The 14189-nt window shown below is 69.2% G+C and carries 15 protein-coding genes and 1 pseudogene; 8 read left to right on the forward strand and 8 right to left on the reverse strand.

Annotated features, from left to right (window positions below):
• Positions 1-28: 28 nt before the first annotated feature.
• From OHA25_RS02185 to OHA25_RS02195, 3 genes and pseudogenes are all read left to right on the forward strand, one after another.
• Positions 29-154, forward strand: a pseudogene (locus tag OHA25_RS02185) (FMN-dependent NADH-azoreductase); the annotation flags it as partial.
• Positions 155-239: 85 nt separating this feature from the next.
• The gene (locus tag OHA25_RS02190) at positions 240-446 is read left to right on the forward strand and encodes a hypothetical protein (RefSeq protein WP_327591236.1); all 207 of its coding nucleotides are present in this window, start codon (positions 240-242) and stop codon (positions 444-446) included.
• A gap of 114 nt (positions 447-560) precedes the next feature.
• Positions 561-1202, forward strand: a complete 642-nt coding sequence (locus tag OHA25_RS02195; protein ID WP_327585951.1) for a maleylpyruvate isomerase N-terminal domain-containing protein — start codon at positions 561-563, stop codon at positions 1200-1202.
• Here the strand turns inward: OHA25_RS02195 and OHA25_RS02200 are convergent.
• Complete coding sequence (locus OHA25_RS02200; RefSeq protein WP_327585952.1) at positions 1199-1765, reverse strand: TetR/AcrR family transcriptional regulator; 567 nt, start codon at positions 1763-1765, stop codon at positions 1199-1201. The genes OHA25_RS02195 and OHA25_RS02200 overlap by 4 nt on opposite strands.
• 60 nt (positions 1766-1825) lie before the next feature.
• Here OHA25_RS02200 and OHA25_RS02205 point away from each other — a divergent pair, with 60 nt between their 5' ends.
• Positions 1826-3001 (forward strand): FAD-dependent monooxygenase, encoded by a 1176-nt coding sequence (locus OHA25_RS02205; protein WP_327585953.1) that lies wholly within the window; start codon positions 1826-1828, stop codon positions 2999-3001.
• A gap of 61 nt (positions 3002-3062) precedes the next feature.
• Positions 3063-3887, forward strand: coding sequence for an NAD(P)H-binding protein (locus tag OHA25_RS02210; RefSeq protein WP_327585954.1), 825 nt, complete (start codon positions 3063-3065; stop codon positions 3885-3887).
• Here the strand turns inward: OHA25_RS02210 and OHA25_RS02215 are convergent.
• Positions 3848-4915, reverse strand: a complete 1068-nt coding sequence (locus tag OHA25_RS02215) for an alpha/beta hydrolase family protein (protein WP_327585955.1) — start codon at positions 4913-4915, stop codon at positions 3848-3850. The genes OHA25_RS02210 and OHA25_RS02215 overlap by 40 nt on opposite strands.
• Positions 4916-5024: 109 nt before the next feature.
• On the opposite strand from OHA25_RS02215, the gene OHA25_RS02220 reads away from it, so the two are divergent.
• Both OHA25_RS02220 and OHA25_RS02225 read left to right on the forward strand, forming a co-directional pair.
• Positions 5025-6152, forward strand: coding sequence for a sensor histidine kinase (locus OHA25_RS02220; RefSeq protein WP_327585956.1), 1128 nt, complete (start codon positions 5025-5027; stop codon positions 6150-6152).
• Complete coding sequence (locus OHA25_RS02225; RefSeq protein ID WP_327585957.1) at positions 6149-6796, forward strand: response regulator transcription factor; 648 nt, start codon at positions 6149-6151, stop codon at positions 6794-6796. The genes OHA25_RS02220 and OHA25_RS02225 overlap by 4 nt, the downstream gene beginning before the upstream one ends.
• A gap of 4 nt (positions 6797-6800) precedes the next feature.
• On the opposite strand, the gene OHA25_RS02230 is transcribed toward OHA25_RS02225, so the two are convergent.
• A complete protein-coding gene (locus OHA25_RS02230; protein WP_327585958.1) occupies positions 6801-7769 on the reverse strand; it encodes an antibiotic biosynthesis monooxygenase in 969 nt (322 codons plus the stop codon).
• 111 nt (positions 7770-7880) lie between these two features.
• Here OHA25_RS02230 and OHA25_RS02235 point away from each other — a divergent pair, with 111 nt between their 5' ends.
• Positions 7881-8447 (forward strand): nucleoside deaminase, encoded by a 567-nt coding sequence (locus tag OHA25_RS02235; RefSeq protein WP_327585959.1) that lies wholly within the window; start codon positions 7881-7883, stop codon positions 8445-8447.
• On the opposite strand, the gene OHA25_RS02240 is transcribed toward OHA25_RS02235, so the two are convergent.
• From OHA25_RS02240 to OHA25_RS02260, 5 genes are read right to left on the reverse strand one after another with little or no spacing between them, the layout of a single operon-like run.
• The gene (locus OHA25_RS02240) at positions 8441-9448 is read right to left on the reverse strand and encodes an ABC transporter ATP-binding protein (protein ID WP_327585960.1); all 1008 of its coding nucleotides are present in this window, start codon (positions 9446-9448) and stop codon (positions 8441-8443) included. The two genes, OHA25_RS02235 and OHA25_RS02240, sit on opposite strands and share 7 nt — an antisense overlap.
• Positions 9445-10410: an ABC transporter ATP-binding protein gene (locus OHA25_RS02245; RefSeq protein ID WP_327585961.1), complete on the reverse strand. Its 966-nt coding sequence runs from the start codon at positions 10408-10410 to the stop codon at positions 9445-9447. Before OHA25_RS02245 ends, OHA25_RS02240 begins: the two co-directional genes overlap by 4 nt.
• On the reverse strand, positions 10407-11288 hold the full coding sequence (locus tag OHA25_RS02250; protein WP_327585962.1) for an ABC transporter permease: 882 nt from the start codon (positions 11286-11288) through the stop codon (positions 10407-10409). The genes OHA25_RS02245 and OHA25_RS02250 overlap by 4 nt, the downstream gene beginning before the upstream one ends.
• A complete protein-coding gene (locus OHA25_RS02255; protein WP_327585963.1) occupies positions 11285-12340 on the reverse strand; it encodes an ABC transporter permease in 1056 nt (351 codons plus the stop codon). Before OHA25_RS02255 ends, OHA25_RS02250 begins: the two co-directional genes overlap by 4 nt.
• Positions 12337-14115, reverse strand: coding sequence for an ABC transporter substrate-binding protein (locus OHA25_RS02260; protein ID WP_327585964.1), 1779 nt, complete (start codon positions 14113-14115; stop codon positions 12337-12339). Before OHA25_RS02260 ends, OHA25_RS02255 begins: the two co-directional genes overlap by 4 nt.
• Positions 14116-14189 lie beyond the last annotated feature (74 nt).

A 14189-nucleotide genomic window follows, 5' to 3' on the forward strand; every position in this document is an offset into this window, starting at 1 on the left:
GACATCGTGTCCAGTTATTGGAGAGATCATGTTGCTGCATCTGGACGCCAGCGCACGCCGCGCGGCGTCGTTCTCGCGCAGGTTGTCGAGCGTCTACGCCGAGACCTGGCGAGCCGCCAATCCGCAGGCCGGGTACGTCTACCGCGACCTGGCCGCACAACCCGTGCCGCACATCGGCGAGGCTTGGACGGAGTTGTGCGACTACATCCTTGAGCACGAGATAACCGAAATTTCGCGTTATGAGGAGGCGGTCCGCACCCCCCGCCCACCGGCGGGCGTGGGCCGTCGTGATGTCGCTCGCAGGCCGCTCGTTCGTGGTGACCGGCGCGCGCGGCGGCGCGTACGGCCCGGGCACGCCCCGCGAGCCGTACGACCACCAGGAGCGCTACCTGCGCGGCCGGCACGAGGAGTCCCTGGAGGCGGCGCTGAAGGAGGCGGCCCGATGAACTGGCTGATCCTGATGCCGGCCGTCTCAGTGGGCAGGATGACGGCGCTCGCGCTCATCGTCGGAGGGATAGTGTTGGCCCGAGTTACCACCTGAATCAGCGGAAGGGCGACATATGGGGGAGAGCAGGCAGTCCTATCTGGTCGCCGCAGGGTCGGCCGTGTCGCTCCTGCGCGACCCGGCCGTGGCCGGGGCGTGGGACAAGCCGAGCGCGCTCACAGAATTCAGCGTCGGCGGACTGGCCGGACACCTGGCCCACCAGATCGTGAGGGTTCGCGACGCGCTGGCGGCCGACAACGGAGCCGCCCAGGAGCCGATCGGACTCATCGAGCACTTTTCCAGGTCACCATGGGTGCAGGCGGGCCTCGACCACGAGAGCAACGTCTTCGTCCGGCGGGGCGGGGAGGCGGCCGCCGCCGACGGGCCGGTCGCGCTGGTGGAGCGCACGCAGGCACTGCTCGACCTGCTGACCGCCGCGCTGCCCGCCGAGCCCGCCGACCGGGTCGTGCACCTGCCGTGGGCGAACTGGTCGCTCACGCTGGACGACTTCCTGCTGACCAGGTTGGTCGAGCTGGTCGTGCACTCCGACGACCTGGCCGCCAGCGTGGGCGTCGAGACGCCTGCCCTGCCTGAGTCGGTCATCGATCCGGCGGTCGAGCTGCTGGCCCGGCTGGCCGTGCACCGGCACGGGGCCACGGCCGTCATCCGCACGCTGAGCCGTGCCGAACGCGCGCCGGCCACCATCAGCGCCTTCTAGGAGACGACCATGCGCAGGGCCGCGACGACCTCGCGGCCCGACAGCGCGCTGTCCGGGTCGAGCAGCCACTGGGACAGGAACCCGGTCAGCATGGCCTGGTAGAACGTTCCGGTCAGCCGCTCACGCTCAGGATCGCTCCCTGGCTCGATGCCGTCGAACAACTCGGTCAGCCCAAGCCGCGCCTCCTTGATGCCGCGGACGAGCTGTTCGCGCACCTCTGGTATGTGATCGATCTGCCCCAGCAACTCGAACTGGGTGACCCACAGCGGCCGCAGCCGCGAGAACGACTCCACCACCCGATCCCACGCCGCCTCGAACCGCTCAAGCGGCGTGGCGTCCTGCTTGACGTCGGCCGACAGAGTCGCACCCAGGTCGTCGCCCCACTCCCGCATCACCTCGAACAGCGCCTCGTTCATCAGCGCGTCCTTCGACCTGAAGTGGTAGCCAATGCCCGCCAGGCTCACGCCGGAAGCGTTGGCGATGTCCCGCGCCGTCGTGCGTGAGTAGCCCTTCTCGATGAGGCACCGCTTCGCCCCTGCCAGGAGATCTTCTCTGTTTCCCATACCCAGAGAATAGCACAGTCGTCCTAGACAAGCGTCTGAGACGGATGTAACGTCATCGGCATGACGAACATTCTGATCTCCGGTGCCAGCATCGCCGGCACGACGACGGCCTACTGGCTGCACAGGCACGGCTTCACCGTCACCGTGGTGGAGCGGGCGCCCGCCATCCGCGAAGGCGGCTACAAGATCGACATCCGGGGCGCGGCGCTCCAGGTGATCGAGCGCATGGGGCTCATGGACGCGGTCCGCGCCAGGAGCACGGACATGCGGGTCGCCACCCACTACGACGCCAAGGGCAGGCCGGTCGCGACCATGGACGCCGCCCTGTTCGGCGGCCGCATGGGCGACGACATCGAGATCATGCGCGGCGACCTCAACGAACTGCTGTACGAGCTGACGCGCGACAAGGTGGAGTACGTCTTCGACGACTCGATCACCGGCATCGCCGACGACGGCACGGTGACCTTCGAACGCGCGCAGCCGCGTGCGTTCGACCTGGTCATCGGGGCGGACGGCGCCCATTCCAACGTCAGGAGGCTGGCCTTCGGCGAGGAGGAGCGCTTCGCCCGCCACCTCGGCCACTACATCTCGATCTGCACGGTGCCCAACACGCTGGGCCTGGACCGCGAGGAGGCCGTGCACGCGGCGCCGGGCCGGACCGCGAACGTCTACAGCACCCGCCAGGACACGGGCGCCAAAGCGTTATTCATGTGGTCGTCGCCACCGCTGGCCTACGACCACAGGAGCGTGACCGAGCAGAAGGAGCTGCTGGCGCGAGCCATGGAGGGGACCGGCTGGGAGGTTCCCGGGCTGCTCGAGTCCGTGCGGGACGCCAAGGACTTCTACTTCGACTCGGTCGGCCAGATCCAGATGGACCGCTGGTCGAAGGGCCGGGCCATGCTGGTGGGTGACGCGGCGTACTGCGCCTCGCCGGCCTCGGGGCAGGGCACGAGTCTGGCGCTCGTGGGGGCGTACGTGCTGGCCGGCGAGCTGGCCACAGGCCGCGGCGCGGACGGCTACGAGCGGGAGCTGCGCGGCTTCGTCGCGGCCAACCAGGCGCTCGCCGAGGCCAACCTCAAGGGCATGGTGATCCCGTCACGCCTTGCCCTCTGGATCCAGATCAAGATGATCAAGCTGCTGCCCCACCTGCCGGGACGCGACCGCATGGTCGAGCGGATCGCGGGGCCGATCCACCGGGCCGCGAACGCCATCTCACTCAAGAACTATATGGAATGAAGCGTTCCGTTCTGCTATAGTAAGAGCAGAACGTTCCGTTCCGAACAGAAAGAGGTTCGTCATGACTTTCCTCGTCACCGGAGCCACCGGGACCGTCGGCCGTCTCGTCGTCGAGGAGCTCCTCGCTGCCGGGCAGCAGGTGCGGGCCCTGACCAGGAATCCCGCCAAGGCAGACCTGCCCGAGGGCGTCGAGGTGGTCGCGGGCGACCTGGCCAGGCTCGACACGCTGGCCGGCGTCTTCGACGGGGTCGAGGGCGCGCACTTCATCAACTTCGCGGGTGACGACTACCAGCCGCTGCCGGACGGCGCCGGTTTGGTGAAGCTGGTCGCCGCGGCAGGCGTGCGGCGGGTCACGGTGCTCGGCGGGCGCGCGGACGGCGAGCTGGAGCAGGCGCTGGCCGGCACCGACATCGAGTGGACGTTGCTGCACCCCGTCGAGTTCATGTCCAACACGCTGCGCTGGTGGGCGCACACGATCAGGACGGAAGGCGTCATCAAGGAGCCGTTCGGCGACCGGCTGAGCGCGCTGGTGCACGAGCGCGACATCGCCGCCGTGGCCGCGACGGTGCTGGTCCAGGGGGGACACGACGGCAAGACGTACACGCTGACCGGCCCCGAGGCGATCACCCTCAGGGAGAAGATCGCGATCCTGGGCGCGGCGATCGGCAGAGACGTGCGGTTCGTGGAGCTGACCGTGGACGAGGCGCGGGCCAAGTGGCGCGGTGACGGCATGGGCGAGGAGACCATCGAGTTCCTCGTCAACGCGCTCGGCAACACGCCGGAGGTCGGCTACACCGTGGTCCCGACCGTGCGAGAGGTCACCGGCCGGGACGCGCGCGGCTTCGCTCAGTGGGCCGCGGAGAACGCCGACGCCTTCCGCGTGTGATCGATGACCTCGGGATAGGCCTCGACCGGCGTGTTCTTACCGCGTAGGTGCCGGTCGAGGAAGGCGGCGAGATGGGCGCGGGTGATGCGCAACGCCCGCGCGCCGTCGAGCTCTTGGGCGGGGATGCCGAGCGGCGGTCTGAGCACGGCGTAGTCGACGAAGGCGGAGTGGTCGGTCCCCGCCACCGTGATCCAGCGCTTCGGCCCGGTCATTCCGGCCCAGGACTTCTTCCACGACTGATCGCTCCCGTCCGGCGTGCGCTGCGGCGGGGCCCCGATGAGCAGGAACGGGCGGTCCAGTCGTTCGACGATCGGCTGGAAGGAGCCGTCCAGGTTGGCGCCTGCCTTGATCCGCGGGTCGGCCGCCATGGCATGGGCGGCGCTGTTGCCGCCCATCGAGTGGCCCACCATGGCGATCCTCGACCGGTCGATCGCCTTGCCCCAGCGGCCCTTGGCCAGCTCGTCCAGCACGAACCGCACGTCCACCACCCGGCTCGCGGCCACCTTCGCGCCATCCTGGCCCTTCACGCACGCCAGGCAGGTGGTGGTCCGCCCGTCGGGGAACGTGGTGGCCACCGACTCGTACGTGTGCTCCACGGCCGCGACCAGGTATCCCCTGCTGGCGAGGTCCTCGCCCAGCGAGGTGAGGCTCGCCCGCGGGAAGCTGAACCCGGGCGACATGACGACGAGCGGCAGGCGGCCTCCGCGTACGGGGGCCTCGCGTCTGGCGTGCGTCTCGACCTGGATGAGGGCGCCCGGGGGCACGTTCTCGTAGGGCTTGAGTATGGCGGCCGACTCCTGCGGGGTGACGTAGGGCGCCCGTTCCCCGGTGGCCTTGCGGGCGGGGTACCAGAGCGTGACCAGGAGCTCGCGCTCGCCGGCGTTCGGGTTCCATGGGTCGCGGCGGCTGGAGTCGATCAGGTGCAGGCTCGTCGTGCCGACGGGCTTCGGGCCGGTCGGCTCCGGCAGGGTGAGGTCGGCCGGCAGGGTCGTATGCGCGGCAAGAACGATCAAAGACAGAGCGATCATGGGTTCTACGATCGCGGCGGGAAGGCGCCGGCCGTCCGCCCCGATCGTCGGTCGGCTCTTACTACTTTCGTCGTAAAGCCCTTTCCGGTCGGACCCATACGCTGGGCCCATGCGGTTCGTTCTTCTCGGCGCGGGTGTGTTCGCTCTCTCGCTGCCCGTCCTGCACGGGCAGGCCGGGGTGCCGTCGAGTCTCCCCCTCCCGGTGCTGGCGGCCGTCGCCACGGCGGCGGGGCTGGCCGCCTGGTGGGCGCGGCGGTCCTGGTGGCCGCTGGCCGCCGTGGGCGCCGTCACGTACGCGTGGCTGGTGATGTGGCCGCCGCTGCTGATCGCCTCCTACTACGCCGGCCGCTCGTTGAGCGGGAGGCGCCACATCGCCGCCTACCTCGGCGGCTGCCTCGGGGTGTGCGGGATCTCCGCGCTGGTCGGCGAGTGGCAGGACGGTCTGCGGGAGATCCTGACCGCGGGCTTGGGCAACGCGCTGTTCATGGCGCTGGCCGTGATCGGGCTGCCGTTCGCGCTCGGCCTCTGGGTACGCGCCCGCGTCGAGGTCCAGCGGCGCGCGGAACGCGAGCAGGTCATGCGGGCCGAACAGGCCAGGGCACAGGAGCGGGCCAGGATCGCCAGGGAAATGCACGACGTCGTCGCGCACCGGGTCTCGTTGATCGTGCTGCACGCCGGTGCCCTGGAGGTGCGGGCGGCCGACGAGGAGACCGTGCGGACGGCCGCCATGATCGGTGGGATCGGGCGGGAGGCGCTGGCCAACCTGCGTGACGTGCTCGGCGTGCTGCGCTCGTCCGCGACGGACACCGAGCCGCCGCCCACGCTCGCGGACCTCGACCGGCTGCTCGACCAGTCCAGAGCGCTCGGCATCGCGGTGACCAGGCACGACGAGGGCGAGGAGCGGGCCATGGAGCCGACGGTGGAGCGGACCGCGTACCGGGTGGTCCAGGAGGCGCTCACCAACGTGCACAAGCATGCCGGGGACGCTCGCACGGACGTGCGCATCCGCTACGGCGCCGGCGAGCTGGAGGTGGAGGTGCGCAACCAGGCGTCGCAGTCGCCGCGCCAGGAGCTTCCAGGCGCGGGCTGGGGGCTCGTGGGGCTGCGCGAGCGGGTCGAGCTGCTCGGCGGCACGTTGCGCACCAGCGCCCAGGACGGCGGCGGCTTCCTGGTCAGCGCGAGGATCCCGGCGAGCGGGGCGGCGCTCCCGGTGACCGGCGACCGGCGGCCGGCATGATCAGGGTGCTCGTGGTCGACGACGAGGAGCTCGTACGGTCGGGGCTGCGGCTGATCCTGGAGGCGGCCGGCGATATCGCGGTCGTCGGCGAGGCCCGCGACGGGGCGGAAGCGGTGTCGGCGGCGGACCGGCTGCGGCCCGAGGTCGTGCTGATGGACGTGCGCATGCCGGGCATGGACGGCCTGACCGCCGCCGCGCGCCTGCTGTCCCGCCCCGGCGCGCCCAAGCTGGTGATGCTGACGACGTTCGACCTGGACGAGTACGTGCACGAGGCGCTCCGCCTGGGCGCGGTCGGGTTCCTGCTCAAGGACACCCCGCCGAGGGAACTGGCCGCCGCCGTCCGCACGGTCGCCGGCGGCCAGGCCATGCTCTCCCCCTCGGTCACCAAACGCCTGATCGCCTCGTACGCGGACCGCGCGCCCTCCCGCGCCGAGACCGCCCGCAAACACCTGGCCACGCTCACCGGCCGCGAGGAGGACGTGATCAGGGCGCTGGCCCGAGGCCTGTCCAACGCCGAGATCGGCCGCACGCTGCACCTGACGGAGGCCACGGTGAAGGCGCACGTCAGCCGCGTGCTGGCCAAGCTGGGCCTGGCCAACCGCGTCCAGGCGGCCATCCTGGTCCATGACGCCGACCTGGGCTGACCGTCTACATCGTGATCAGGCCGAAGACGGCGATGCACAGCGCCATGCACGCCACCATCACCAACGCGCCCGCGATGTTCGTGAAGACCGAGCCGCCTCCGCTGGGCGACAGCCAGGACGTGAAGGTTCTGTTGACGAGCGGCATCATCAGCCACGTGAGGATGGAGACGCTCAAGCCGTTGCTGATGAACATGGCGAGGTATCCGGGCAGGCGCACCGCCTCGAACGCGCGGCCCACCGTCAGATTCAGGATCATCACCGTGGGATAGAGGCCCAGCAGCACGGACATGGCCTGCTTCCAGTTGGGCGGGGGTTCTCGCGCCGTCTCGCCGTTGAACCGGAACCAGCCGCTGAACGCCGACTTGACCGTACGCACGTCGAAGTCGGCGAAGTAGTGGCGCCCCTCGTCCAGGAGTTTCCTGCGGGTGTCTGACTCGAGCCAGGCGTCGAGGTGCTCCCGGGTGTCGTAGCGGAACATGACGACCCAGTGCTCCTGGACACCCGGCACGGGTTCGAACGCTTCGAACCCCAGGAATCCGGGGAACTTCTCCTGCGTCTTGCGCACCTTGTCCTGCCAGCGCTGGAAATCACGCTCACGCCCCGGCCGCACGTTGTGGGAGATCACTGCCGTGACCGCCTCCCTCGTCGGCGGCTCCCCTGCCAGGATCTCCAGTTCCGAGGGCTTCTCCAGCAGCGGGCGAACCTCCTCGAGCAGTCTTCTTCGCGTTTCCGAATCCAGCCACCCGGTCAATTCGGCGGTGCTCGAGAAGCGGAACACGACCACCCAGACATCCTGCTCACCAGGAATTGGCGGATAAACGTCCGAGCCCTGACAACCAGGAAAGGAGCGCATGGTGTCATTTATCTTCTGCTGCCAGCGCCGATAGTCCGCCTCGCGGCCTTCGCGGACTTTCGAGGAGATCACCACGGTGGCGACGCCGCCTCCAGGTCCGCGGTGCGCATAAGGCTTCACCTGGGCAAGTGTAGTCCAGGGCGTCCAGGGAAGAAATGCGGCAATGAATCCACCATAACGGTTGATCAGGGTCGAAATTTCAGTTGTATTTTACCTGCCGGAGGTCATCAAATGACACCCAAGGATTTCATGGCCGAAGCCGTACGGCTCGCCACCGAGTCAGTGACTCATGGTTGGGGCGGCCCGTTCGGCGCGGTCATCGTCAGGGACGGCGAAATTGTGGCCCGCGGCCAGAATCGTGTCCTCCTCACCGGCGATCCGACCGCGCACGGCGAAGTCGAGGCGATCCGCAAGGCCATTCAGGTCCTCAATCCGCAGGCACCCTCCGTCCCGGAGGAACACCAGAACGAGTCGACACTCGAGCTCGTGCCACGCCCCGCGGGGTCACCTGACCCGCTGCCCGAGCGGGCCAGGATGCTCATGGGCTGTTCGCTCTACACGAGCGGCTATCCCTGCCCCATGTGCATGAGCGCCATCTACTGGTCAAGGATCGACGCCGTGCACTTCAGCGCGGACCTGGAGGCGACCCGGAAGATCGGCTTCGACGACGCCTTCCAGTACGAAGACTTCACGAAACCCTACGATCAGCGCAAGATCGAGCTGGATCAAATACATCCCGAGCTCGGCGCCCAAGCGTACGCGACCTGGGCGAACAAGCCCGACCATCACCCCTACTGAACGACAGCGTCCGCGTAGTAGCAGGCTGCCTGCGCCTCGGACACCGCGGGCAGGATGGCCAGCGGCTCCGCCCGGCACTTGGCGTCCACCTCAGCCTCGGCCGCTCGCCCGGAGGCGAGCACCTGACAGCGGGCGTGGAAGCGGCAGCCGCCGGGGATCCGCGTCGGGTCCGGCGGCTCGCCGGTCAGCACGACCCGCTCGGGAGACTCGGGCAACACCGACATCAGCGCCTGCGTGTACGGATGCCGCGGCGCGGTCAGCACCTGCTCGACAGGCCCGGATTCGACGATCCTGCCCAGGTACATCACGGCCACCCGGTCCGCGATGTTCCAGGCCAGCCCCAGGTCGTGGGTGACGACCAGCGCCGACAACCCCAGATCCTCCCGCAGCTTGAGCAGCAGGGCCAGGATCTCGCCACGCACAGAGGCGTCGAGCGAGGCCACCGGCTCGTCGGCCACCAGCACCTTCGGGTTCAGCGCCAGCGCGCCCGCGATCACCACGCGTTGCCGCTGCCCGCCGGACAGCTCGTGCGGGTAGCGCAGGAAGAACCGGTCAGGCGGCCGCAGCCCCGCCCTGGACAGCGCCGTGGCCACGACCTCCCGCTCGTCCGGCAGGCCGTGGATGCGCGGGCCCTCGGCGACGGCCTCGTACACCGTGTGACGGGGGTTGAGCGACCCCGTCGGGTCCTGCAGGACGAGTTGCACCTGCCGGCGGTAGGCCTTGAGCGCCTTGGAGGAGTAATCCAGCGCGGCGCCGCCGTAGCGGACCTCGCCGGAGGTAGGGCGTTCGAGGCCGAGCAAGGTGCGCGCCAGCGTGGTCTTGCCGCAGCCGGACTCGCCGACCAGCGCCACGATCTCGCCCTCGCCGATCGCGAGGTTCACGCCGTCCACGGCACGGGCGCGGCGGCCGCGGGAGGCGAAATCGACGTGCAGGTCACGGGCTTCCAGCAAGGTCGGCCGCGTCGTCGAGACCGCCTCGGCGGCGGTCTGCGTCTCTGTCATGAGGCCTCCTGTACGTGCACGCAGGCCGCGGTACGGCCCTTGCCGGCCGCCCAGAGCTCCACGTCCATGGTCGCGCACTCCTCCAGCGCGACCGGGCAGCGCGGGTGGAACGAGCAGCCGGTCGGCAGCTGCATCGGGTCGGGCGGGTCGCCGCCGAGCCCCTTGGGCGCCAGCCGCGACGCCGGGTCCCCGACCGTCGGGAACGCCGCGGCGAGGGCCCGGCTGTAGGGGTGCTTGGCGTCGTGGAAGACCTCGTGCGAGGGGCCGTGTTCGACGACGCGGCCCGCGTACATGACCGCGAGCTGGTCGCACACGTCGGCGAGCACCGACAGGTCGTGCGAGATCATGATCAGTGAGATGTCGTGCTGGGCCACCAGGTCCTTGATCAGCGTGAGGACCTGGGCCTGGACCATCACGTCGAGCGCGGTGGTCGGCTCGTCGGCGATGATCAGCCGGGGCGAGCAGGCCAGCGCCATCGCGATCATCACGCGCTGCCGCTGCCCGCCTGACAGCTCGTGCGGGTAGCTGCGGGCCCGCCAGGCCGGCAGGCCGACCTGTTCGAGCAGCTCGGTGACGCGCTTGCGAGCGGCGTCCGGCTTGGCCAGGTTGTGCACGAGCAGCGGCTCGGCGATCTGGTCGCCGATCCTGCGCACCGGGTTGAGCCCGTGCTGGGCTCCCTGGAACACGATCGAGGCCTCCGCCCAGCGCACCGCCCGCATGCGGCCCCACTTCATGGCGAGGATGTCATCACCGTCGAGCAGGATCCGGCCGCCGACGCGCGCGTCCCGGGGCAGGAGCCGGAGCAGCGCCATGGCCAGCGTCGACTTGCCGGATCCCGACTCGCCGGCGACTCCGAGTGCCGCTCCGGAGTCGAGCGTCAGCGACACACCCCGCACCGCGGGCACCTCGCCCGAGGCGATGCGGTAGGTCACCGACAGGTCGTCGAGTTCAAGAAGACTCATGCCGCCCTCCTGAGCCTGGGGTTGAGCACGGTCTCCAGCGCGCGGCCCACGAGGGTGAACGCCATGACGACGGTGAGGATGGCCAGGCCGGGAATGAGGATGTACCACCACGCGCCCTGGGTGGCCGCGCCGTAGTCGTACGAGCCGCGCAGCATGGTCCCCCAGGAGGTCTTGTTCGCGCTGGCGCCGAGGAAGGCCAGCGTGGACTCGGTGACGATGGCGCTGGCCACCTCCAGCGTCGTGCTGGCCAGCAGCAGCGGCGCCACGTTCGGCAGCACGTGACGGGTGGTGATGTGCCAGTGCCCGGCGCCGAGTGCCTTCGACCGCTCGATGTACGGGCGAGCCTCGACGGCCAGCGTCTGCGCCCGGATCAGGCGGGCCGTCGAGGGCCAGGTCGTGATCCCGATCGCCATGATGATCGTGAACGTGCTGCCGCCCAGAATGGCCGCCAGCACCAGGGCCGTCACCAGCGACGGCAACACCAGGAACCAGTCGGTGACGCGCATGAGCGTACCGCCGAGCCAGCCGCGGAAGTGGCCGGCCGCGACGCCGACGACGAGGCCGATCACGATGCTGAGCAACGCGGCCAGGAAGCCGATCAGCAGCGACGTGCGCGAGCCCCACCAGACCATCAGCAGGATCGAGCGCCCGGACTCGTCGGTGCCGAACGGCTCGCCCAGGCTGGGTGCCGCCCACTTCTCACCGGTGCCCCTGACGACGCTGGTCACGTCCTCGCTGATGAACAGCGGCGCGACCAGCGCGAGCGCCACGGCGGCGACGAGGACGCCCAGGCCGATCATTCCGGCGCGGTGATGGCGGAAATCGGCCCAGAAACGGCTCAACGCGAGCCGTCTGCGGGCTGCGGCGACGCTGGTCATGCTGCCCTCACCCGCGGGTCGAGCATGTGGTAGACCACGTCGGCCAGCGTGTTCATGAGGATCACGGCCACCGTGATCAGCATGAACGTGCCCTGCATGAGCGTGAAGTCAGGCACTCGGACCGCCTCGTAGAACAGTTGCCCCAGACCGGGCCAGGTGTAGATCGTCTCCACGGTGACCGCCCCGCCGACCACGAAGCCGACGCGCATGAACACCAGCGTCACCGTGGGCAGCAGGGCGTTGGGCACCGCGTGCCGGCGGCGTACGTCGTCGTCCTTCAGGCCCTTGGCGCGCGCCACGGTGACGTAGTCCTGGCTGACCTCCTCCAGCAGCGACGAGCGCATGACGAGGAGATACTGCGCGTAGACCACCGCCACCAGCGTCAGGCACGGCAGCACCATGTGGGACGCCACGTCCAGGATGTAGGCGAAGCCGTCGGGCGCGTCCACACTCTCGATGCCGCGGAACGGGAACAGGCCCGGGATCGGCCCGATGCCGACGCCGAACACCATCATCAGCAGCAGCCCGAGCCAGAACGTCGGCACGGACCACAACACCAGCGACGCACCGGTGGAGAACCGGTCGAACCTGCTGCCGTGCCGCCACCCGGCCCGCGTCCCCTGCCAGATGCCGAGGCTGACCGCGATGATCAGGCCCGTCCCGGCCAGCAGCAACGTCGGGCCGAGCCGCTCGCCGATCAGGTCCAGCACGGGCCGTTTGTACTCGTACGACGTGCCCAGGTCGAGCCGGAGCGTGTCGCCCACGAAGTCGACGAACTGCTCGATGAGTGGCTTGTCCAGGCCCAACCGGCGGCGTTCGAGATCCAGCTGGGCCGGGGTCATGTTGCGGCCCTGCGCCAGGTTGCGTACCGGATCGCCGGGCAGCAGCCGGAACAGGAAGAACGTGCCGACGATCACCATGGCGATGCTGAACAACGCCCCACCGGCCTTGGACAGCGCGTACTGCAGCGTGCCGCGGTGGGTGGGGCGCTCGTCACCAGGACCCGCCGCCTGGACGGCGGCGGGCTCTGCTGCTTCGAGAGGAGTCGTCATTCGCGTTCGTCGGCGGTGCTCTTGCGTCGCCTGGTCGCGAGGAAGGCCACGAGGCCCACGGCCACCACGCCGCCGACGATCCCGGCGATGAGGCCGGTGTTGGAGCCGCCGCCGCTCGCGCCGCCGCCCGTCGCCGTGGCCTTGACGTCCACGGTGTAGAACGGCCAGTAGCCGCTGCCGCCGTAGAGCAGGCCCTTGGTCTCGGGGATCGGGGTGATGCTGGTGATCCGGTCCTTGCGGTAGCCCTCGAGGTCGTTCGGGTAGTAGATGGCGATGATCGGCGCCTGGGTGTAGAGCCGCTCTTGCATCTGCTTGAGGATCTCGGCGCGCTTGGGCCGGTCGAGCTCCTTCAGCTGGTCCTGGTAGAGCTTCTCGAAGGTCTCGTCGCAGAAGAACGACTCGGTGCCGCCGCCCTCGCCGCCCGGGGCCGGCCTGCGGCTGCACAGGTGCGTGGCCATGACCTCTTCGGGGTCGGGGTTGACCGACCAGCCGCTGATCGCGATGTCGAAGTTGCCGGTGACGCCGGTCTCCTCGCTGAACTTGCTGGAGTCGAGCTTCACCGTGGTCAGCGTGATGCCGATGTCCTTGAAGAAGCCCGTCAGGTATTCGGCGAGCTTGTCCTCGATCGGGGTGTCGGTGTGGATGGTGAAGCGGAACTCCAGCTTGCGCTTCCCGTCGGGCATCGTGCGGACCCCGTCGGCGCCCTTCTTGTAGCCGGCGTCGTCGAGGATCTGGTTGGCCTTGGCGGCGTCGTAGGCGACCTTGGTGTCGCCGGTGGCCTCCCAGAAGAAGTCCGTGTACATAGGCGGCACGATCGAGCCGTCGGCCGGCTTGGCCAGGCCGTTCTGGACCTCGTCGACCAGCTTCTGCTTGTCGATGGCGTAGTGCAGCGCCTGGCGGACCTTGACATCCTTCAGCGCCGGGTGGCCGTCGCCGACGGGCTTGTCGTCGGTCGTGGTGGCGCCGTGGTTGATCTGGAGGTAGGACGCGCGCCGGCCTTGGGTGTTCCACGCCTCGATGTTCGGGTCGTTCTGGATGGCCTGGAACTCGGGCGGCTGCAGGCGGCCGATCAGGTCGATGTCACCGTTCTTCAGTCCCGCGATGGCGGCCTGCGGGTTGTCGTAGAAGATGACCTGCAGCTCGTTGATCTTGGGTGCGCCGCGCCAGTAGTTCGGGTTGGCCTGCAGCTTGACGTACTGGTCCTTCTTGTGCTCGACGGCGATGTACGGGCCGCTGCTCACGCTCGGGTACTTCTCGGCGTCGTAGTTGGCCATGTCGGTGACCGACTCCCAGACATGCTTCGGCATGATCGGGACCGGGTTCTCCAGCATGGACGCCTGCGGGGCCTTGAGCTTGATGGTCAGGTCCTGGCCGCTGGCCGTGACGCTCTCAAAATTCTCCACCGCCGGGCCGTTGGCGGTCTTGGCGGCCTCGTCCGTCATCATCTTGTTGAACGTCCAGGCCGCGTCGTCGGCCGTGACGGGCTTGCCGTCCGACCACTTGGCGGCGCGGATCTTGAACGTCCAGGTGAGCCCGTCATCGGACGTGGTCCACGACTCGGCCAGGTCGGGGCTGGGCTGCAGGGTCTTGGAGTCGGGGACCGTCAGGTAGCCGTACATCCAGCGGTGGATCGACGTCGAGACCAAGCGGACCGCCAGGAACGGGTTCATCGAGTCCATCGCCTGCGTCGCGCCGACGCGCATGGTCTTCTTCCCCGCCGACGGGTCCTGGGCAAGGGCGGCGGTGGTGCCCTGACCTGCTACTAAAAGCGCCACGCCCAGCGCTGCCAGGCGCGCGAGCCATTTCCTCATAAGTGCCTCACCTTCAGGCGGGGATTCCTGTGTAGAGA

It is taken from the genome of Nonomuraea sp. NBC_00507, from assembly GCF_036013525.1.
Classification (GTDB): domain Bacteria; phylum Actinomycetota; class Actinomycetes; order Streptosporangiales; family Streptosporangiaceae; genus Nonomuraea.